The sequence below is a fragment of the Nonomuraea sp. 3N208 genome (genome assembly GCF_052245935.1).
Classification (GTDB): Bacteria; Actinomycetota; Actinomycetes; order Streptosporangiales; family Streptosporangiaceae; genus Nonomuraea.
The window spans coordinates 60,650-78,954 of record NZ_JBQQBR010000003.1; the positions used below are offsets into that span (position 1 = coordinate 60,650).

Annotated in this window: 22 protein-coding genes; 10 read left to right on the top strand and 12 right to left on the bottom strand. The window is 70.2% G+C overall.

The window, feature by feature from the left end; translation table 11 throughout:
- Positions 1 to 36: 36 nt before the first annotated feature.
- A complete protein-coding gene (locus ACTWPT_RS04810; protein WP_443176006.1) occupies positions 37 to 492 on the bottom strand; it encodes a Clp protease N-terminal domain-containing protein in 456 nt (151 codons plus the stop codon).
- A 9-nt stretch (positions 493 to 501) separates the two neighbouring features.
- Positions 502 to 705 (bottom strand): hypothetical protein, encoded by a 204-nt coding sequence (locus ACTWPT_RS04815; protein WP_443176007.1) that lies wholly within the window; start codon positions 703 to 705, stop codon positions 502 to 504.
- Between the two features lie 51 nt (positions 706 to 756).
- On the opposite strand from ACTWPT_RS04815, the gene ACTWPT_RS04820 reads away from it, so the two are divergent.
- A complete protein-coding gene (locus ACTWPT_RS04820; protein WP_443176008.1) occupies positions 757 to 2,277 on the top strand; it encodes an FAD-dependent oxidoreductase in 1,521 nt (506 codons plus the stop codon).
- Here the strand turns inward: ACTWPT_RS04820 and ACTWPT_RS04825 are convergent.
- On the bottom strand, positions 2,258 to 2,905 hold the full coding sequence (locus ACTWPT_RS04825; RefSeq protein ID WP_443176009.1) for a response regulator: 648 nt from the start codon (positions 2,903 to 2,905) through the stop codon (positions 2,258 to 2,260). The genes ACTWPT_RS04820 and ACTWPT_RS04825 overlap by 20 nt on opposite strands.
- Entirely contained in the window at positions 2,902 to 4,011 is a 1,110-nt protein-coding gene (locus tag ACTWPT_RS04830; RefSeq protein ID WP_443176010.1) for a histidine kinase, read from the bottom strand. The genes ACTWPT_RS04825 and ACTWPT_RS04830 overlap by 4 nt, the downstream gene beginning before the upstream one ends.
- A gap of 94 nt (positions 4,012 to 4,105) precedes the next feature.
- On the opposite strand from ACTWPT_RS04830, the gene ggt reads away from it, so the two are divergent.
- Together ggt and ACTWPT_RS04840 are read left to right on the top strand one after the other, a co-directional pair.
- Positions 4,106 to 5,833, top strand: a complete 1,728-nt coding sequence (ggt, locus tag ACTWPT_RS04835; RefSeq protein ID WP_443176011.1) for a gamma-glutamyltransferase — start codon at positions 4,106 to 4,108, stop codon at positions 5,831 to 5,833.
- 76 nt (positions 5,834 to 5,909) lie between these two features.
- Positions 5,910 to 7,295, top strand: coding sequence for a tetratricopeptide repeat protein (locus tag ACTWPT_RS04840; protein WP_443176012.1), 1,386 nt, complete (start codon positions 5,910 to 5,912; stop codon positions 7,293 to 7,295).
- Here the strand turns inward: ACTWPT_RS04840 and ACTWPT_RS04845 are convergent.
- On the bottom strand, positions 7,292 to 7,660 hold the full coding sequence (locus ACTWPT_RS04845) for a VOC family protein (RefSeq protein ID WP_443176013.1): 369 nt from the start codon (positions 7,658 to 7,660) through the stop codon (positions 7,292 to 7,294). The genes ACTWPT_RS04840 and ACTWPT_RS04845 overlap by 4 nt on opposite strands.
- A 60-nt stretch (positions 7,661 to 7,720) precedes the next feature.
- Here ACTWPT_RS04845 and ACTWPT_RS04850 point away from each other — a divergent pair, with 60 nt between their 5' ends.
- Entirely contained in the window at positions 7,721 to 8,038 is a 318-nt protein-coding gene (locus ACTWPT_RS04850) for a PadR family transcriptional regulator (protein ID WP_443176014.1), read from the top strand.
- Entirely contained in the window at positions 8,035 to 8,484 is a 450-nt protein-coding gene (locus tag ACTWPT_RS04855) for a VOC family protein (protein ID WP_443176015.1), read from the top strand. The genes ACTWPT_RS04850 and ACTWPT_RS04855 overlap by 4 nt, the downstream gene beginning before the upstream one ends.
- A gap of 6 nt (positions 8,485 to 8,490) precedes the next feature.
- On the opposite strand, the gene ald is transcribed toward ACTWPT_RS04855, so the two are convergent.
- On the bottom strand, positions 8,491 to 9,600 hold the full coding sequence (gene ald, locus ACTWPT_RS04860) for an alanine dehydrogenase (RefSeq protein ID WP_443176016.1): 1,110 nt from the start codon (positions 9,598 to 9,600) through the stop codon (positions 8,491 to 8,493).
- Between the two features lie 52 nt (positions 9,601 to 9,652).
- Entirely contained in the window at positions 9,653 to 11,035 is a 1,383-nt protein-coding gene (locus tag ACTWPT_RS04865; protein WP_443176017.1) for an aspartate aminotransferase family protein, read from the bottom strand.
- A 235-nt stretch (positions 11,036 to 11,270) separates the two neighbouring features.
- Here ACTWPT_RS04865 and ACTWPT_RS04870 point away from each other — a divergent pair, with 235 nt between their 5' ends.
- Positions 11,271 to 12,626, top strand: coding sequence for a dipeptidase (locus ACTWPT_RS04870; protein WP_443176018.1), 1,356 nt, complete (start codon positions 11,271 to 11,273; stop codon positions 12,624 to 12,626).
- A 548-nt stretch (positions 12,627 to 13,174) separates the two neighbouring features.
- Here the strand turns inward: ACTWPT_RS04870 and ACTWPT_RS04875 are convergent.
- Positions 13,175 to 13,753 (bottom strand): TetR/AcrR family transcriptional regulator, encoded by a 579-nt coding sequence (locus ACTWPT_RS04875; RefSeq protein WP_443176019.1) that lies wholly within the window; start codon positions 13,751 to 13,753, stop codon positions 13,175 to 13,177.
- Between the two features lie 90 nt (positions 13,754 to 13,843).
- Here ACTWPT_RS04875 and ACTWPT_RS04880 point away from each other — a divergent pair, with 90 nt between their 5' ends.
- Entirely contained in the window at positions 13,844 to 14,248 is a 405-nt protein-coding gene (locus tag ACTWPT_RS04880) for an ester cyclase (protein ID WP_443176020.1), read from the top strand.
- Here ACTWPT_RS04880 and ACTWPT_RS04885 read toward each other — a convergent pair.
- From ACTWPT_RS04885 to ACTWPT_RS04895, 3 genes are read right to left on the bottom strand one after another with little or no spacing between them, the layout of a single operon-like run.
- A complete protein-coding gene (locus tag ACTWPT_RS04885) occupies positions 14,242 to 14,427 on the bottom strand; it encodes a hypothetical protein (protein WP_443176021.1) in 186 nt (61 codons plus the stop codon). The genes ACTWPT_RS04880 and ACTWPT_RS04885 overlap by 7 nt on opposite strands.
- Entirely contained in the window at positions 14,427 to 15,041 is a 615-nt protein-coding gene (locus tag ACTWPT_RS04890) for a helix-turn-helix domain-containing protein (protein WP_443176022.1), read from the bottom strand. Before ACTWPT_RS04890 ends, ACTWPT_RS04885 begins: the two co-directional genes overlap by 1 nt.
- A 45-nt stretch (positions 15,042 to 15,086) precedes the next feature.
- Positions 15,087 to 15,593, bottom strand: coding sequence for a pyridoxamine 5'-phosphate oxidase family protein (locus ACTWPT_RS04895; protein ID WP_443176023.1), 507 nt, complete (start codon positions 15,591 to 15,593; stop codon positions 15,087 to 15,089).
- A gap of 101 nt (positions 15,594 to 15,694) precedes the next feature.
- Between ACTWPT_RS04895 and ACTWPT_RS04900 the strand changes: the two genes are divergently transcribed.
- Positions 15,695 to 16,129 carry an alpha/beta fold hydrolase gene (locus tag ACTWPT_RS04900; protein ID WP_443176024.1) on the top strand — a complete coding sequence of 145 codons (435 nt, stop codon included), beginning with the start codon at positions 15,695 to 15,697 and terminating at the stop codon, positions 16,127 to 16,129.
- Here ACTWPT_RS04900 and ACTWPT_RS04905 read toward each other — a convergent pair.
- Complete coding sequence (locus tag ACTWPT_RS04905; RefSeq protein WP_443176025.1) at positions 16,108 to 16,632, bottom strand: cysteine dioxygenase; 525 nt, start codon at positions 16,630 to 16,632, stop codon at positions 16,108 to 16,110. The genes ACTWPT_RS04900 and ACTWPT_RS04905 overlap by 22 nt on opposite strands.
- 116 nt (positions 16,633 to 16,748) lie before the next feature.
- Between ACTWPT_RS04905 and ACTWPT_RS04910 the strand changes: the two genes are divergently transcribed.
- Together ACTWPT_RS04910 and ACTWPT_RS04915 are read left to right on the top strand one after the other, a co-directional pair.
- Complete coding sequence (locus tag ACTWPT_RS04910) at positions 16,749 to 17,624, top strand: LysR family transcriptional regulator (protein WP_443176026.1); 876 nt, start codon at positions 16,749 to 16,751, stop codon at positions 17,622 to 17,624.
- Between the two features lie 22 nt (positions 17,625 to 17,646).
- The gene (locus tag ACTWPT_RS04915) at positions 17,647 to 18,273 is read left to right on the top strand and encodes a LysE family translocator (protein WP_443176027.1); all 627 of its coding nucleotides are present in this window, start codon (positions 17,647 to 17,649) and stop codon (positions 18,271 to 18,273) included.
- Positions 18,274 to 18,305: the final 32 nt, after the last annotated feature.

An 18,305-nucleotide genomic window follows, 5' to 3' on the forward strand; every position in this document is an offset into this window, starting at 1 on the left:
TGTCAGCGGCCCGGCCCGCCGTTCAACCAAATTTCGTCATGTGATGCGGCTGCGTACGGCCGCGCGGTCGATCCGGAGCTGGTCGACGAGCTGGGCGACGGGGTCGGGCCGCCGCTGCGCCAGCAGGGTGAGCGCGAGCTGCCGGGGCGCATCCTCGGCCCTGGTCCGCGCCGTCGTGGCCTTGATGGCCTGGTTGATGGCCGCACGGGCGCTGGAGGTGAGCGCCGTCGAGGGGACCCGCGGGTGCTTGCGCGGCGCCGCCGGCAGGTCGCCGACCTCGAGGCCGAGCACGCGCAGCGCCGCCTTGTCGAGGTCGTCGAGCGCGGCCCGGGCGCCCTCCAGGTCCACGCCCAGTGCCCGCGCCACGTCCGGGCGGTGCAGGAGGCCGAGCAGCAGGTGCTCGGTGCCCAGCCGCCGGTCGCCCCGCAGCCTGGCCTCCTCGAACGCGGCCATGACGACCACATGGAACGGGGTCTTCTGCCTGCCGAACATCGCGAATCCTCACTTCCCGTACTTGGCGTGCACCGACTGCCGTGACATGCCGAGCGCGTCGCCTATCTGCTCCCAGGTCCAGCCCTGCTCCCTGGCGAGCGCCACCGACACCGCCTCGACCTGCTCGGCCAGCCGGTGCAGCGCGCCCACCGCCCGCAGGCCCATGGCGGGGTCGCTGGACCTGATCCGCTCGGAGAGTTCCGTTACGTCCACGCTGTCAGGCTAGCTTGACAGCAGCGAAATTGTCAATCTAGCCTGACAGCCATGGACGATATCTTGATCGTAGGGGCGGGACCCGTCGGACTCATGCTCGCGTGCGAGCTGAGCCTGTCCGGAGTCCGCCCGATCGTGCTGGAGAAGAGGGCCGAGCCGAGCGAGCTGCCCAAGGCCAACGGCCTGGGCGGGCAGATCATCGAGCTGCTCGACCACCGCGGCCTCCTGGAGCGTTTCAGCGAGGGCAGCCCGTTCGCCGGCCGGGCTCCGGGGTTCCCGTTCGGGTCCGTGCCGCTGAGGTTCGACGGGCTGGACGACATCCCCCTGCGGCTGGTGCTGATCCAGCAGCCGCGCATCGAGCGGCTGCTGACCGAACGAGCGGTCGAGCTCGGCGTCGAGATCAGGCGAGGATGCGAGGTGGTCTCCCTCGACCAGGACGCCGACGGCGTGACACTCGGCCTGGCGGACGGCCACGTACGCGCCCGCTACGTCGTGGGCTGCGACGGCGGGCACAGCCTCGTACGCGAGCGGGCCGGGATCGGCTTCCCCGGCACCACCGACGACTATGTGCTGCGGCTCGGCCACTTCAAACTGGACGGCGTCGCCGACCCCTTCAAACCCCTGGAGCTGGCCGGGCTGGAATCGGGCTGGAACCGGACCCCGCACGGCCGCGTGCTGCTCACCTCACTGCAACACGGCGTGCTGATCGCCGGCGTCCGGGAGAAGGGGGACGGAGCTCGGCCTCAAGAGGGCCCCGTGACGCTCGAGGACTTCCACGCCGCCGTGCGCCGCGTGCTGGGCAGGGACCTGCCTTTGGGCGACGGAGCTCGGCCGATCTGGCTGTCGAGCACGGTCGCGCAGGCACGGGTGGCCGAGCGGTACCAGGCCGGGCGGGTGTTCCTGGCCGGGGACGCCGCGCACCTGTTCCCCGCCGGCGGCTCGGCGCTCAACGTCGGCATGACCGACGCGGCCAACCTCGGCTGGAAGCTGGCCGCCACGCTCCGCGGACGCGCCCCAGCAGGGCTGCTCGGCACGTACGAGGCCGAGCGCCGCCCGGCCGCCGAGCGGGCCCTCGTCCAGACCCGCGCGCAGGCGGCCCTGGACCGCCTGGACGACGAGGACGGCGCCGCCCTGCGTGAGCTGCTCGCCGAGGTGTTCGCCTTCGAGCAGCCGGCCCGCCACCTGGCCACGCTGCTGCACGGCTCCGACGTCCGTTACGGCTCCGACCCGCATCCGCTGGTCGGCCACTTCGTCCCCGACCTGGCGCTGGCGGACGGCCGCCGGGTCGCCGAGCTGATGCGCGAAGGCAGGCCGGTGCTGCTCGACCTCGGCGGCGGCGCCGACCTCGACGATGTCTATGGTCGCGCTCGCACGGGGCTCCGCTGGTCACGCGAGCTGCCGCTCTCCGCCCCAGGCTCGCCGCTCCATGACTGGATCGACGTGGTCAGGGCACGTGCCGACGACCCGCCCGCCGACACGCTGCTGATCCGCCCCGACGGCTACGTGGCGTGGGCAGGAACGCCGGGCCTTTCCGAAGCGGTCTCCGCCTGGTTCACACCCAGCCCGGCTTGACCAGCCCCGACTCGTAGGCGATCACGACGAGCTGGGCCCGGTCGCGGGCGTGCAGCTTCATCATGGTCCGGCTCACGTGGGTCTTGGCGGTGGCGGGCGACATGAAGAGCTTGGCGGCGATCTCGTCGTTGGTCATGCCGGTGCCGACCAGCGCGAGCACCTCGCGTTCGCGCTCGGTGAGCTGGTCCAGGCCGTCGGCGACGACCGGCTCCTTGGCGCGGGAGGCGTACTCGGCGATCAGGCGGCGGGTCACGCTCGGCGACAGCAGCGCCTCACCGGCCGCGACCACCCGGACGGCCTGGATCAGCTCGGCCGGCTCGGTGTCTTTGACCAGGAAGCCGCTGGCGCCGCCGCGCAGCGCCTCGAAGACGTATTCGTCCAGCTCGAAGGTGGTCAGGATGATGATGCGCGGCCCCTCGGGCATCTGGCGGGTGGCGGTGAGGCCGTCGGTGCCCGGCATGCGGATGTCCATGAGCACCACGTCCGGCCGGTGCTGGGCCGCCAGCCGCACCGCCTCCGCGCCGTCGGAGGCCTCGGCCACCACGGTCATGTCGGCCTGGGCGTCGAGCAGCGCCTTGAATCCCGCCCGGACCAGCGCCTGGTCATCGGCCAGCAGCACATTGATCATGAGGTCTCCTCGGGTAGGGGCAGCCGGGCCTCGACCTGGAAGCCCGCGCCTGACGGGCCGGCGACCAGCGTCCCGCCCAGCGCGGCGGCCCGCTCGCGCATGCCGGGGATGCCGTTGCCGCTGCCGGACTCGGACAGTACAGCAGGCTTGGTCGCGCCGGTGTCGGTCACGCGCACGACGAACTCACGTTCGCCGTACTCCAGTCGCACGCTCACCGCCGAACCGGGGGCGTGGCGGGCGGCGTTGGTGAGCGACTCCTGCACGATCCGGTACGCGGCCCGCTCCACCGAGGGCGGCAGCGGGCGCGAGCCGATCCGCTTGCACATCACCTCCAGCCCTGAGCGCTCGATCAGCTCGTCGAGCCGGTCGAGCCCGGCCGTGGGCGAGCGCGGTGCGCCCTCGCGCAGCACGTTCAGCACCGAGCGCATCTCGCCCAGCACCTCCTTGGACGCTGTCTTGATGGTGGCCAGGGCCGTCCTGGCCTGCTCGGGGTTGTCGTCGATGAGGTGCAGCGCGGTCGAGGCCTGGACGTGGATGAGCGAGATGTTGTGCGCGAGCACGTCGTGCAACTCCTGCGCCATGGTCAGCCGCTCCTCGCTGGCCTGCCGCCTGGTCTCCTCCTCGACGGCGCGTTGCTGCTGTGCGCGGCGCTCACGGGCGATCCTGACCAGCTCGGCCGCGACCATGACGAGGAGGACGAACGAGGACACCGCCAGGTCGTGGAAGAGCCCGCGCTGCGGCTGGGTGGTGGCCCAGGGGTAGACGATGAAGACCACGATCGTGACCACGGCCAGGATCCACGCCACCAGCCGATGGCGCCGCAGAACCAGCAGGAACAACATGGCGATCGGCGAGACGAACACGCCGCCGTAGGGGTAGCCGCCCCAGACGTAGACGTAGGTCGCCAGGAAAATGACGACCGCCGTGCTGATCGGGAACTTCCGGTGCAGGACGATCATCAGCGGCCCGACCAGCAGCAGCCCGTAGGCGAACGGGTCGAGCGGCTCCCTCCACGTCTGCCCGCGCTGGGCACCCTGGGACAGCCCCACCTGGAACACGGCGGCGATCAGGGCGAGGTAAGGGGCGAAGCCGGACTTAGAACGCACGCCTCAACGCTAAGTCACCACCCTGACCAGCGCATCACCCTCATGTCGCAGGGGGGGCTACCACGATCGGCGTACCTGGTACATCGTGGGAATCATGCGCCGTGTGATCGTACCCGCAGCAGCAGTCCTCATCACGCTCGTGTCCGCCGCTCCCGTGGCGGCCGAGCCCCAGCAGAAGGTCCCGGTCGCCGAGGGGTACGGCGGCGCCGTCTCCACCGTCGACCTGGACGCGAGCAAGGCCGCCATCTCCGTGCTGAGAAAGGGCGGCAACGCCGTGGACGCCGCGGTCGCGGCCGGTGCGGTGCTCGGGGTCACCGAGCCGTACTCGGCCGGGCTGGCCGGCGGCGGCTTCATGGTCTATTACGACGCCAGGCAGCGTAAGGTCTTCACGATCGACGGCCGCGAGACCGCGCCGCAGGCCATGACCTCGACCTCGTTGGAGGGCATCCCGTTCGACGAGGCCGTCACCAGCGGGCTGTCGGCCGGCGTGCCGGGCACGGTCGCGAACTGGGACGTGGCCCTGCGGAGGTTCGGCACGATCTCGCTCAAGCAGGCGCTCCAGCCGGCCATCGACGTGGCCTCCAAGGGCTTCGTCGTGGACAAGACGTTCTACGACCAAACGGCCGCCAACGCCACCCGCTTCAAGGACTTCACCTCCACGGCCGCGTTGTACCTGCCGAACGGCGCCCCGCCGCCCGTCGGCTCGGTCTTCAGGAACCCGGCGCTCGCGGACACGTACCGGGAACTGGCCAAGCGCGGCCCCGGCTGGCTGTACGGCGGCCGGCTCGGCGAGGAGATCGTGGCCACCGTCAAGCGGCCCCCGGTCACCCCGGGAAGCACCCGCAACGTGCGTCCCGGCCTGATGGAGCTGTCGGACCTGCGTGCGTACCGCGCCCTCATGCGGGAGCCCACCAAGATCTCTTACAAGGGCCTGGACGTGTACGGCATGGCGCCCCCGTCCTCCGGCGGATCCACCGTGGGCGAGGCGCTCAACATCCTGGAGTCCTTGCCGGACGTGGGCCTGCACGAGTACTTGGAGGCTTCCAGGCTGGCCTTCGCCGACCGCGGCAAGTACGTCGGTGACATCCCCGGCGTCCCGCTGAAGGAACTGCTGTCCGACGGCTTCGCCAAGGAGCGGGCGTGCCTGATCGGCGAGCGGGCGATGGCCCACCCGGCCACGCCGGGCAGCCCTGACGGCTCGTACGAGCCCTGCGCCCAGCCCACCGGTAGCGCCACCCCGGTCGCGGACGAGGGCCCCGAGACCACCCACCTGGTCGTGGCCGACCGCTGGGGCAACGTGATCGCCTACAACCTGACCATCGAGTCCACCGGCGGCAACGGCATCGTGGTGCCCGGCCGCGGCGTGATGCTCAACAACGAGCTGACCGACTTCACGCCCGGCCCGGCCCCCGGCGACCCGAACCTGCCCGCCCCGGGCAAGCGTCCGCGCTCGTCGATGGCGCCCACGCTGGTGTTCGACGACGGCAGGCCGGTTCTGGCGGCCGGATCCCCCGGCGGCTCGACCATCATCACGACCGTGCTGCAGATCCTCCTCAACCGGTACGACTTCGGCATGAGCCTGCCGAAGGCGCTGGCCGCGCCGCGTGCCACGCAGCGCAACACCGAGCTGACGCAGGCCGAGGAGGCGTTCCTGGCCCAGTACCGGGACGAGTTGGAGGCCCGCGGGCACAGATTCGCCCTGAACCCGGAGATCGGCGCCGCCACGGCGCTGGAGCTCCTGGGCGGGGGCCGCATCCAGGCCGTGGCGGAGCCGACGCGGCGAGGCGGCGGCAGCGCGATGGTGGTCGTGCCAACCAGATAAACATCAACTTCTCGTAGTTCCCCACTTGTCGGCGATTACAGTCCGCGATCGTGTGATCACGTGCCACTCTGTCGCCATGGTCTGGCAAGGAGAGGTGGCGGCGCCTGCCATACCGGCGCCCCGCGTGGGAGACGAGCCCGAGTTGCTGGCCGCCGCGCAAGCAGGCGACCCGCAGGCGGCGCACCGGCTCGGCAAGCTCTACGCGCAGCACGGCGACCGCGCGGCCGCCAAACACTGGTGGGAGCGTGCCGCCGCGGGCGGCAACGTCGACAGCGCCTTCAACCTGGGCATCTGGCACGAGAAGCACGGCAGCCTGGAGGCGGCGGTCACCTGGTACGAAACGGCCGCCGCGATGGGAGACACCGAGGCCGCGACCAATCTGGCGACGCTTCTGCTTGAGCAGTGCGGCGACGTGGCGACGGCCAGGAGGTGGTTCGAGAGCGCGGCCTGTGCCGGGTCCAGGATCGCGGCCCGCAGGCTGGCGCTGGTGTGCGAGGACGCGGGCGAGCTCGGGGCGGCCCGCGAGTGGCACCGCCGGGCGGCGATCGTCGGCGACTCGGCCTCGGCGCACGACCTCGGCTTCCTGGCCTACGTGGCAGGCGAGGACGAGGAGACCGTGCGCTGGTGGGAGTACGCGGCCAGGGCCGGCCACGCCGAGTCCGCATACTGCATGGGCCTTTACCTGAACGCCGGCCGCGACCCCGAGGGCGCCGAGGCGTACTTCCGGCTGGCCGCCAAGAGTGAGCATCCGGGCGCCGCCTCCTGGCTCGGCGGGATCGCCCTGTCCAGGGGCGACCTGCGGACCGCACGGGCCTGGTTCGAGCAGGCCGCGAACGCCGGCCGGGTCGAGGACCAGCGGATGGCCGGGTTCGTGTGCGTGGAGCTAGGCGACTGCGGGGCGGCCAGCCACTGGTTCGGGCGGGCGGCGGCCGGCGGGGACGCCGAGTCGGCCTTCAACTACGGCCTGCTGCTCATCGCCGAGTTCGACGACCTGGCCGGCGGCCGGCACTGGTTCCGCCAGGCCGCGCAGGCCGGGCACCACGGAGCGGCGCTCGAGCTGGCGGGGCTGCTGTCGGTGGCCGGCGAGCTGGGCGAGGCGCGGGAGTGGTTGTCCGACCCGCCGCCGCCTGCGTGGGCCGGGCCCGCGGAACCCGAGCTGGCCGCGCGGGCCGAGCTGGCCGCGGCCGCCACCGGCCGCAGGGGCGGGGTCCCGCTGGACGTGGCGGCGCTCACCGAGGTCCTGGGCACCTGGGATGTGGTGACCAGGCCGCTGCACGACCATTCGGACGTGGTGGGGTGGCTGGTGCGGCGCAGCGGGGTGCACGTGAGCGCCATCGAGCACCTGGCGTCGGTACGCGGCACGTTGCTGCGCCCGGGCGGCGCGCCGTGGCCGAGCCCAGGCGAGATCCAGCACGTCCTGGCCACGGCCAGAGACCTGCGCAGGCGGCTCGGCGTGCGTTAACGCTGGCCGAGGTGGAACAGGTGGCCGTCGTCGTCCTTGAAGACGGCCGACCAGCCCCACGGCTCCTGTTTCGGCGCCTGCGTGAACTCCACGCCGCGGGCGGCGAGCTCCTCATGCGTCTTGACGATGTCGTCGGCCTGGAACAACACGTAGTTGGGCATGTCCTTGACCATCGCGGGCCACTTGGGGTCGGCCCTCATGATGACCAGCCGGGTGCCGCCGGCGGGCGGTTCGACCTCGATCCAGCGGTCCTCGCCGTACGGCATGTCCCTGGTGACCGTGCAGCCCACCTTGCCGCTCCAGAAGTCGACGGCTCGCTGCTGGTCCTCGACGTAGATGGTGACCTGGCTGATGCCGAGCGCCATTGCTCCTCCTCTGATTGTATCCGTATTGGATATAACCATCGTGGTGCTATCGTGTCAATCATGCTCACCGCCGCCGGGTTCCACGTGCTGCTCGCCCTGGCCAGCGGTGCCGGGCACGGCTATGCGGTGATGCGATTCGTCGAGGAGGTCAGCGGCGGCGCGGTCCGGCTGGGCCCTGGCACGCTCTACCGGACGATCAGCCGCCTGGTGGCGGACGGCCTGGTCGAGGAGTCCGACGACGCGGACCCCGCGGCGCCGCACGACGCGCGGCGGCGCTACTACAAGCTGACGCAGGAGGGCGAGCAGGCCGCGCGGGCGGAGGCCGAGCTGATGGCCCGCGTGGTGAGCGCGGCGCGAGTGGCAGGATTGATCGCATGACATCGCTACGTCCACAGGGGCTGTGCCCGCACCTGTTCGTGCGCGACGCGGAGGCGGCGATCGCCTTTTACCGCGAGGGCCTGGGCGCCGTGGAAGTGTTCCGCAACACGCTGTCCGACGGGGTGGTCCTCTTCGTGGAGCTGCAGCTCGGGGCCGGGCGGCTGCTGGTGAGCGAGGAGATGCCCGGCCTGGGCGCGCTGGCGCCGCCGACGCTGGGCGGCAGTCCGGTGCTGATCCTGCTGGAAGTGGCGGACCCCGACGCCGTGGCCGAGCAGGCGATCGACGCCGGGGCCCAGGTGGAGCAGCCGGTGCGGGAGACGTTCTGGGGCGAGCGGTACGGCGTGCTGCGCGATCCCTTCGGCCACCGGTGGGCGGTGACCACGGCCAGGGAGCAGCTGACACCCGACGAGATCGTGCGGGGCACGACGTACCGCCCAGAGGACTAGACGGGACTAAACGACCTCGGCGACCGGCGTGAACGGCAGGCCGAGCGCCTCGGCGACCGGACGGTTCGTCAGCAGACCGCCGTGCGTGTTGAGGCCGCCCGCCAGGCCGGTGTCGGCCTTGACCGCGTCCCGCCAGCCCTGGTTGGCCAGCTTGACCGCGTACGGGAGAGTCGCGTTGGTCAGGGCGTACGTGGAGGTGTTGGCCACCGAGCCCGGCATGTTGGCCACGCAGTAGAAGACCGACTCGTGCACCTTGTACGTCGGCTCGGCGTGCGTGGTCGGGCGCGAGTCCTCGAAGCAGCCGCCCTGGTCGATGGCGATGTCGACGAGCACCGAGCCCGGCTTCATCCGCGCCACCAGGTCGTTGGAGACCAGCGTCGGGGCCTTCGCGCCGGGGATCAGCACCGCGCCGATGACCAGGTCGGCCTGCAGGACCTCCTGCTCGATCGCGTACCGCGTGGAGACCAGGGTCTTGAGCCGGCCCTGGTAGATGGCGTCGATGGAGCGCAGGCGGTCGATGTTGGTGTCGAGCACGGTGACCTCGGCGCCCATGCCGACGGCGATCTGCGCCGCGTTCAGCCCGGAGACGCCCCCGCCGATCACGACGATCTTCGCCGGCGCCACGCCCGGCACACCGCCCGGCAGGATGCCGCGGCCGCCGTTGAAGCGCATCAGGTTGTACGCCCCCACCTGCGGCGCCAGGCGGCCCGCGACCTCGGACATCGGGGCGAGCAGCGGCAGCGCGTTGCCGACCTGGACGGTCTCGTACGCGATGCCGGTCGTCCTGGCGGTCAGCAGCGCGTCCGTGCAGGGGCGGGAGGCGGCCAGGTGCAGGTACGTGAACAGCACCAGCCCTTCGCGCAGCCGGTGGTACTCCTCGGCGATCGGCTCCTTGACCTTGAGCACCATGTCCGCCTCGCCCCACACGGCGTCGGCGCCGTCGAGGATCTTCGCGCCCGCGGCGAGGTACTCCTCGTCCGTGATGTGCGAGCCCAGGCCCGCGCCTCGCTGAACGAGGACGTCGTGGCCGTTGCGCACCAGTTCGTGAACGCCCGCGGGCGTGGCGGCGACACGGTACTCATGGTTCTTGACCTCGGCAGGGACGCCGATCTTCATTGTGGTGGTTCCTTTCGGGAACCGGCACACCGTCGTGCCGGATGGAGGGGTATCAGAGCCGAGTCCAGGCCTCGGTCAGCACGCCGCGGAGGACCGAGCCGATCTCCTTGAACTCCTCGGGACCGGCGATCAGCGGGGGCGCGAGCTGGATGACGGGGTCGCCGCGGTCGTCGGCGCGGCAGTAGAGCCCGGCGTCGAACAGTGCCTTCGACAGGAAGCCGCGCAGGAGCCGCTCGGATTCGTCCGCGGTGAACGTCTCCTTGGTGGCCTTGTCCTTGACCAGCTCGATGCCCCAGAAGTAGCCGGCGCCGCGCACGTCGCCGACGATCGGCAGGTCGCTCAGATCGTCGAGGGTCTGCTTGAACAGCGGCTCGTTCCTCGTCACGTGCCCGAGCAGGTCCTCGCGTTCGAAGATGTCGAGGTTGGCCAGGGCCACGGCCGCGGACACGGGATGCCCGCCGAAGGTGTAGCCGTGCGCGAACATTTCGTCGCCGTTCTTGAACGGCTCGAACAGCCGCTCGTGCGCGATCATGGCGCCGATGGGCGAGTAGCCACTGGTCATGCCCTTGGCGCAGGTGATGATGTCCGGCACGTAGTCGAACTTCTGCCCGCCGAACATGGTGCCCAGCCGGCCGAAGGCGCAGATGACCTCGTCGGAGACCAGCAGCACGTCGTACTCGTCGCAGATCTCGCGCAGGCGCTGCCAGTAGCCGGGGGGCGGCGGGAAGCAGCCGCCGGCGTTCTGCACGGGCTCGGCGAAGACGGCGGCCACCGTGTCGGGGCCCTCCATCTCGATGGCGCGGGCCACGCGGTCGGCGGCCCAGATGCCGTACTCCTCGGGCGTCATGCCCTTGACGCCGGTGATCTCATCTGCGCGGTAGTGGTTGGTGTTGGGAACGCGCACGGACCCCGGCACCAGAGGCTCGAACATCTGCTTGAACGCCGGGATGCCGGTGATCGACAGTGCGCCCTGCGGGGTGCCGTGGTAGGCGATCTGGCGGCTGATGACCTTGTGCTTGAGCGGCTTGCCGATCAGCTTGTAGTACTGCTTGGCCAGCTTCCACGCGGTCTCGACGGCCTCGCCGCCGCCGGTGGTGAAGAAGACCCGGTTCAGGTCGCCGGGAGCGAGGGCGGCCAGGCGCTGGGCCAGCTCGGCGGCCTTTGGGTGCGCGTAGGACCACAACGGGAAGAACGCCAGCTCCTGGGCCTGCTTGGCGGCGGCCTCGGCCAGCTCCTGGCGTCCGTGGCCGACCTGGACCACGAAGAGCCCGGCCAGGCCGTCGAGGTAGCGCTTGCCGTGGATGTCGTAGACGTACGATCCCTCACCACGCACGATGGTCGGGATCTCGGACTGCTCGTAGGCGCTGTGCCTGGTGAAGTGCAACCACAGGTGGTCTTGCGCGGCCTTCAGGACGTCGTGTTCCGGCTGCGTCATGGATATCTTCCCTTGTCTCTGAACTTCCCACAGTCTGCATGCTCACCTGCGGTTTGCCAAGCGAATCGGTCGCGGCATTGTGCATGAAAGTCGGGATCCGCAGAACCACTATGTAACAGCAACGAAATCCGCATGTAGATTGGCCAGCGGCTCATGCGTGTCCCCACACCAGGGGGCCTTGTGTGGTCCAATGAGACGCAAACTGTCCAGATTTTGCTTACCGGGGGACCCGTCCGTGACTCCTGATCAGATTGAGAGCGCCGTCGCCGGCTCGATGCCCCAGGCCGTCGAGGAGCTCAAGCGGCTGGCCGCCATCCCCTCCGTGGCCTTCCCCGGGCACCCGGAAGAGCCGGTGTTCGCCGCCGCCGCGGTGACGGAAGAGCTCCTGCGTTCCGTCGGCCTGCCGCACGTCCAGCAGGTGGCCGTCGAGGGCAGCTTCCCCGCGATCTACGGCGAGGCCCCCGCGCCTCCCGGCACGCCGACGGTCCTGCTGTACGCGCACTACGACGTGCAGCCCGCCGGCGACCCGGCCGCCTGGCGCACGCCGCCCTTCGAGCCGACCCTGATCGACGGCCGCCTGTACGGCCGCGGCTGCGCAGACGACAAGTCGGGCATCATTTCCCACATCACCGCCCTGCGCGCTTTCCAGGGCCGGTTCCCCGTGGGCATCAAGGTCATCATCGAGGGCCAGGAGGAGTACGCGGGCGAGCGCCTGGAGGCGTTCGTCGAGCGCAACCCCGACCTGCTGCGGGCCGACGCCATCGTGGTGGCCGACACCGGCAACCCGCGCGTCGGCGACCCGGCCGTCACCACGTCGCTGCGCGGCATGGCCGCCTTCACCATCGAGGTGCGCAGCCTGAAGGAGGCCGTGCACAGCGGCTCCTTCGGCGGCGCCGCCCCCGACGCGCTGGCCGCCCTGATGCGCATGCTGACCTCGCTGCACGACGACAACGGCGACATCCGCGTGCCCGGGTTGCCGCGCGGATCCTTCCTCGGGCGGGGGCCGTCGGAGGAGGAGTTCAGGAAGACGGCGGGCGTTGTGGACGGCGTGTCGCTGGTGGGCTCGGGGTCGCTGGCGGATCGGCTCTGGGCCTCCTATGCGATCACCGTCACCGGCCTGGACGTGCCGACGGTGTCCGGCGCCGTGAACGCCGTGCAGCCGGTCGCGCGCGCCCGCGTCACGGTACGCGTGCCCCCGGCCGGAGACCCGAAGACGACCGTGAACGCGGTAGTGGAGTTCCTGCGCCAGGTGGCCCCGTGGGGCGTGCAGGTGTCGTTCGGCGACTTCACGGTGGGCTCTGGCTTCCAGGCGGACTCGGGCGGAAAGGCGCGCGCGGCCCTGAACCGGGCGATGGAGCGCGCCTTCGGCCGGCCGCCGCGCGACGTGGGCGCGGGCGGCTCGATCCCGCTGGTGAACACGCTGCTGAAGCAGTTCCCCGCGGCGGAGATCCTGCTGTTCGGGGCGGAGGACGAGGACGCGGCGATCCACGCGCCGAACGAGCGGGTGGATCTGGAGGAGCTCCGCAAGGTGGCCACGACCGAGGCCCTGTTCCTCCAGGAGCTAAGCCTGCCCTCAGCGCTGGGCATCTAGGTCAGAGATGTGAACACAGCTCGAGAAGCTGCCGGTGGGAGCCTTGCGTGCCCTCCGGCAGCCGGTCGGGCAGGCACCACTTCGCCTCCAGGATCTCCAGGGGGTCGATCTTGCGCGTGCCGCCATTGCAGGCGGCCGCCCAGAGACCAGCACACCCGGGTGAGCAGCCGTAGCACTGTGCCCCCTTCGACGTGATCGTTCCCTAGAGTCTGGGTCATGGACTGGCAGGAATGGCATGAAGAATACGATCGTCCGGACTCACGCCTATCCCAGCGGCTGCGCGTCGTCCAGAGCCGTATCCGTCTGGCGTTGGATGCCGCGTCCCCAGGGCCGGTGAAGGTGATCAGCTTGTGCGCGGGACAGGGCCGTCAAGCGCGCCGTTGGGTTCTCCCCGCAGCTGTGCGCCGACGGCGGCACGGTGATCTGGACCCGCCATCGCGGGGCGCCCGACCTCGTTCCGGCGATCTGCGCCTGGTTCGAAGAGCTCGGTTTCGAGCGGGAATGGGTGTCGGATCCGGACGCGGGCTTCGGTGTGGGCGTTCATCGTTTCACCGGCCGGCCCCGGCCCCTGGCGGTGGGTGAGCAGATGTTCCGCTTCGCCAGTCGATGAGGGTGAGGAGCCGTTCCGCCTGAGCCACGTCCGCTGCGGTGAGGGCGATGCCCTTGATGAGGGCCAGCAGGTCCCGTACGTCGAGATCGGCGCGAACGGCATGCGCCTGCTTGGCCGCGTCCAGCAGCGCGGAGGCGGTGGTGAGCATGGACTGGTGCCACTCCGCGACCAGGTCAGTGCTCTGACCGTCGGTGGCGGCGAGGGCCAGGTCGCGTTTGGCGGTGATGTGCGCCATGAACAGGCGGAGCCACTCGTGGAGCGCTTCCGCCGGGGAGTCGGTGGCCAGGAGTGCCTGGCCACGTGCGCACAGCCGCGCGACCTCGTCGGCGTAGGCGGCCACCAGGAGGTCTGATCGGGTCGGGAAATGCCGGTACATGGTGGCGTTGCCGACCCCGGCTCGGCGGGCCACCTCATCGAGTGGGGCCTCGGTGCCGCGCTCGCTGAAGACCTGGGCGGCTGCCGCCAGCAGCAGATCGTAGTTGCGTTGCGCGTCCGCGCGGCGGGGGCGCGTTGCCACAGTCGCCTCCTTGCTAAGTGGGGAGCTCCCTGGTTAGTGTATCGGTATGGCTATAACTGGGGAGTTCCCCACTTACGTGGAGGGCGAGCAATGACGGCTGGCGAGGTGCATCGGCGGATCGTCGAGCTCTACCCGGAGATGATCGCGAGCGGGCACATGGACGAGGCCTTGGCGCTCATCGATCCCGAGGTGATCGACCATCGGGGCGGCTCGGACGGCGACCACTACGGGATCGACGCGTGGCGGGAGAAGTGGGAGCAGGTGCTCTCCGGGGAGAGCGGCTTTCACGACGTGTCCGTCGTCGTCGAGCAGAACGTCGCGACGGATGATCTGTCGGCCAATGTCTATCTCAGCCGGGGTACACACACGGCGTCGGGGCGGCGCTACGAGGTGCGGGGGATGGACATGATCCGGGTGCGGGACGAAAGGATCGTCGAGCACTGGGCGATACGGGACGCGGTGGCGATGCGGCACCAACTCCAGCTGGATCAGTAATGCGCGGCGCGGCGGTGGAGCAGGCGGAGGCCCGTTTCCACCAGGGCCCACCCCAAGCGAGTGCGTAAGGTACGCGTCACCGGTTCGGACGCTGGGGCCGCCAGGCGGTGGCGGGCGGCTTCGGCGCGGAGCTCGCGGGCCCGCACTCGCTCGACGTACAGGTAAAGGTCGGGATCCATCAGCTCTCCTTACCGCCGGGGCTCCACGATCGGAACGGGAAGCCGTACAGGTGGATGGCGACGTTCTCGCGGCCTTCCGTGTCGCCTGCCTCGCGGGCCGCCCGTCCGCGAGCCCGCCACTTCGCGGCCAGCTCGTTGAGCTCTTCGGCGAGACGGCTCAGCTCGTCGGGCGTGAGCGACACCAGGTACTCGGCACTGAACGCCGCGTCGCGCCAGGTCTCGTCCCACGTCGACTGAGTGTCGAGATAGGTCTCGTACAGCTCGTGCTGCTGGCGGGCGTGCATCCGACTCACGGCGGAATGGGCGGCGGCCCGCTCCGGAGCGTCGCGGAAGTCTTCGTCGCGGGTGGAAATGCTGGCGGCAGCCGGCTGCCACCATCGCTCACGGGCGTCGCCGCTGGCCGCCTCCGCCTCCTCGATGAGGCCGTGTGCGGCCAGCTTGCGCAGGTGATAGCTGACCAGGGAGACGGCCTCGTCCACCTGGTCGGCGAGGTGTGAAGCAGTCGCCGTGCCCGCCACGTAAAGGGCGCGGTAGAGCTTCATGCGCAGTGGGTGGGCCAGCGCCTTGAGCGTTTCCAGGTCCTTGACGCGACGGGTCTCTTCAGAGGCGGACATGCCACCATCGTAGATACAGAAGAAAATTTGCGCAACTTTTCTTTTCTATCTTGAAAAGCGCCAGCTGGTCTGGCTGTACTCGCCCTTGCGGAAGCCCAGCACTTTGGCCGGCCGCACCTCGAATACCAGCGCCTCCCCGCCCTGCGGGTGGGTGAACACGCCGTCCCCCACGTCGAAGTGCCACGCGCTGCCGTACTTCGACTCCCAGGCGGCGGCGAGGCCCTTGAGCTTGCCGGGGTCGGTGACACGCTCGGCAGAGCCCTCGACCACCACGTCGAGCCCTTCGTGCAGGGCGCTGGCGCCGGTCGTGAGCGCGCAGTTGCGGTTGGACTCCAGGTTTCTGGCCTTCTGCTCCTCGGCTCCGGTGCAGAAGTAGATCGCGTCGTCCTGCCAGACGGCCAGCAGCGTGGTGACATGCGGGCGGCCGTCGGTGCGTACGGTGGTCAGCCAGTACGTCTCCGCGCGTTCCAGCTGGTCGCGGGCCTGCTCCCAGGGGGTGGCCGTGGCGTTCGGATCACTGAAGCGGGCATCCAGTTTCGTGGTCGGTTCCATGGCATCTCCTAAGCCGGGCGCCTACGTTTGGACAGACCTACCCGAGCTCAGGAACTCATCGGCGGAAGGTGAAGCGATGGCGACGTTCGCGCTGATTCACGGTGGCGGCGGGTCCGCCTGGGAATGGCATCTGGTGGCGGAGGAGCTACGCGGGCACGGCCACGAGGTCGTGGCGGTGCCTGCCGGGCGAGCCGCCGAACGACTGGTGGGAGAACACCGGGTTCGGGCACAAGGACATCAGCGATCCGATCGCGTTGTTCCTGCACGACGTGCCCAGGGAGCTTGCGGAGGAGGCGGCCGGGAGAGGGCGCGCGCACGTGGGCAGGTCGCTGCGGGAGCCGTGGCCGCTGGAGGCGTGGCCGGACGTGCCGACCAGGTTCCTGCTGTGCCGCGACGATCGGTTCTTCACACCGGAGTTCATGCGCGGCGTCGTCCGCGACCGGCTCGGCATCACACCCGACGAGATCGACGGCGGCCATGCCCCGATGCTGGCGCGCCCCAAGGAACTGGCGGATTACCTGATCGGCAAGTCGTAGACACGGCGCACGCTGCTGCCGAGCCTGCTCACGTCGGCCCCGTACACGTGGATGGACACCCCCACCTCGCCGCTGGTGTTTCGGACCTTGTGGATGTCCCCGGGCGGGGCGAACCCGCTGACCTCCCCAGGCCGGTTGTCGGTGCGCCCGATCTCCAGCAGATGGTCGCCCATGTCCTGGTAGAGGGTCTCGTGCTCGATGCCGCTGATGATGCCGAACGTGCACCATGCCACGTGGTCGTGGATCACCGTCTCCTGGCCGGGGCGCCACACCACCGACACGATGGAGAAGTCCTCCTGGGCGTAGAGCGGGCTGGAGACGTACCCGTCCGGTGAGCCCTCGCGCTCTTGCGGCGTGAGGATGTCGAGACAGGGCAGGCGGTCGCGGAGCAGGTCGGCGACGGTGTACGCGGTCCGGTGGGGCTCGAGCCGCCGGGCCACGATGGCGGAGATGCCGGTCACGAGCGGTTCGAGGCCCGGCCGGGTCAGAGTGGTGGCACCCATATTCATGGTATCCCCCTAGGGAAATCGGATAATCGTCCTTCCCCTTCTACGGTCCTACGCCCCGACCGATAAGTCCAACAGAAGTCTTATGACTCATCGATAGATATGATTGATGAATGCTGGATGTCGTCCGCCTTCGCGTCCTCCTCGCGGTCGCCCGCAAGGGCTCGCTGACCGCGGCCGCCAAGGAGCTGCACTACTCGCAGCCGTCCATCAGCCACCACCTCGCCCGACTGGAGGCCGAGACCGGCGCCCGGCTCGTCCAGCGCGTGGGCCGCGGCATCAGGCTCACGGACGCGGGCAGACTGCTCGCCGAGCGGGCCGCGGAGATCATCGGCCGGCTCGACGCCACCGCCGAGGAGCTGGCCGCGCACGTGGGGCTGCGTTCCGGCCGCGTACGGCTGGCCGCCTTTCCCTCCGCGCTCGGCACCTTCATCCCGAAGGCGGCGACGGTGCTGGGCGACGCGCATCCCGGCCTGCGCCTGCACCTCACAGAGACCGAGCCGCCTGAGGCCCTCAGGCTGCTGCGGGCAGGGCGGGTGGACGTGGCGGTGGTGTTCAGGTACGACGACACCGCGCCCGAGGACAGCGGCATCACCATGATCCATCTCCTCGACGACCCCAGTTACCTGGTCTCCCGCACGCCCACGGATGGGGAGCTGGCCGGGCATGCGCAGGCGTCCTGGATCGCGGGCTGCGACCGGTGCCGCAGCCACTTGCTGGACATCTGCGAGAAGGCGGGGTTCGAGCCGCGGATCTCGTTCACCAGCGACGACATCGTGGCCGTGCAGGCGCTGGTGGCGGCGGGGCTGGGGCTGACGATGCTGCCAGGACTGGCGTTGCTCGCCCACCGGCATCCGGACGTGGAGGTGGCGGAGGTGCCCGGCTCGACCAGGCATGTGTTCGCCGCCGTCTACGGTGACCCGCCCCGCCCTCCGGCCACCGATGCGCTGCTGGAGGCCCTGCGAGAGGCGCTCAAAGAAACCCTTTGACGCCGCCTCCTACGATGGCCCCATGCCGGATATTTCAACGCTCGCCCTCTTCTGTGTACTCACCCTCGGACTGCTCATCGTCCCGGGGCCGGCGGTCCTGTACATCGTCACCCGGAGCGTCGCCCAAGGCCGCGCCGCCGGCCTGATCTCCGTGCTGGGCGTGCACGCGGGCTCGGTCGTGCACGTGGCCGCGGCGGCCCTGGGCGTCAGCGCGCTGCTGGCCGCTTCCGCCACGGCGTTCACCGTGGTCAAGTACGTCGGCGTCGCCTACCTGGTCTGGCTCGGGGTCCGCAAGCTGATGCGGCGGTCCGAGGGCGAGCAGGCGATCGAGCTGCGCGTGCAGTCGAAGCAGCGGCTGTTCTGGGAGGGGTTCGTGGTGAACGTGCTCAACCCCAAGACGGCGATCTTCTTCTTGGCGTTCCTGCCGCAGTTTGTCGATCCGCAAGCCGGGCCCGTCGGGCCGCAGATGTTGCTGCTCGGGCTGCTGTGGATCGTGCTCGGCATGGCCTCCGACGGCACGTACGCGATGCTCGCCTCGGCGCTCGGCGATAAGGTACGCCGCTCGGCCCGCGCACGGCGGCGGCTCGATGTGGGCAGTGGGCTCGTGTACCTCGGGCTGGCGGCCTGGCTCACAACCGAGAAGGCCTGACAAGCCAGGAAATTTCTGGCCCATAGTGCGAT

Coding starts and splice junctions, on each gene's coding strand:
- ACTWPT_RS04810 (WP_443176006.1), bottom strand. CDS start 492: ATGTTCGGCAGGCAGAAGACCCCGTTCCATGTGGTCGTCATGGCCGCG.
- ACTWPT_RS04820 (WP_443176008.1), top strand. CDS start 757: ATGGACGATATCTTGATCGTAGGGGCGGGACCCGTCGGACTCATGCTC.
- ACTWPT_RS04825 (WP_443176009.1), bottom strand. CDS start 2,905: ATGATCAATGTGCTGCTGGCCGATGACCAGGCGCTGGTCCGGGCGGGA.
- ggt (WP_443176011.1), top strand. CDS start 4,106: ATGCGCCGTGTGATCGTACCCGCAGCAGCAGTCCTCATCACGCTCGTG.
- ACTWPT_RS04840 (WP_443176012.1), top strand. CDS start 5,910: ATGGTCTGGCAAGGAGAGGTGGCGGCGCCTGCCATACCGGCGCCCCGC.
- ACTWPT_RS04845 (WP_443176013.1), bottom strand. CDS start 7,660: ATGGCGCTCGGCATCAGCCAGGTCACCATCTACGTCGAGGACCAGCAG.
- ACTWPT_RS04850 (WP_443176014.1), top strand. CDS start 7,721: ATGCTCACCGCCGCCGGGTTCCACGTGCTGCTCGCCCTGGCCAGCGGT.
- ACTWPT_RS04855 (WP_443176015.1), top strand. CDS start 8,035: ATGACATCGCTACGTCCACAGGGGCTGTGCCCGCACCTGTTCGTGCGC.
- ald (WP_443176016.1), bottom strand. CDS start 9,600: ATGAAGATCGGCGTCCCTGCCGAGGTCAAGAACCATGAGTACCGTGTC.
- ACTWPT_RS04865 (WP_443176017.1), bottom strand. CDS start 11,035: ATGACGCAGCCGGAACACGACGTCCTGAAGGCCGCGCAAGACCACCTG.
- ACTWPT_RS04880 (WP_443176020.1), top strand. CDS start 13,844: ATGACGGCTGGCGAGGTGCATCGGCGGATCGTCGAGCTCTACCCGGAG.
- ACTWPT_RS04885 (WP_443176021.1), bottom strand. CDS start 14,427: ATGGATCCCGACCTTTACCTGTACGTCGAGCGAGTGCGGGCCCGCGAG.
- ACTWPT_RS04890 (WP_443176022.1), bottom strand. CDS start 15,041: ATGTCCGCCTCTGAAGAGACCCGTCGCGTCAAGGACCTGGAAACGCTC.
- ACTWPT_RS04895 (WP_443176023.1), bottom strand. CDS start 15,593: ATGGAACCGACCACGAAACTGGATGCCCGCTTCAGTGATCCGAACGCC.
- ACTWPT_RS04905 (WP_443176025.1), bottom strand. CDS start 16,632: ATGGGTGCCACCACTCTGACCCGGCCGGGCCTCGAACCGCTCGTGACC.
- ACTWPT_RS04910 (WP_443176026.1), top strand. CDS start 16,749: ATGCTGGATGTCGTCCGCCTTCGCGTCCTCCTCGCGGTCGCCCGCAAG.
- ACTWPT_RS04915 (WP_443176027.1), top strand. CDS start 17,647: ATGCCGGATATTTCAACGCTCGCCCTCTTCTGTGTACTCACCCTCGGA.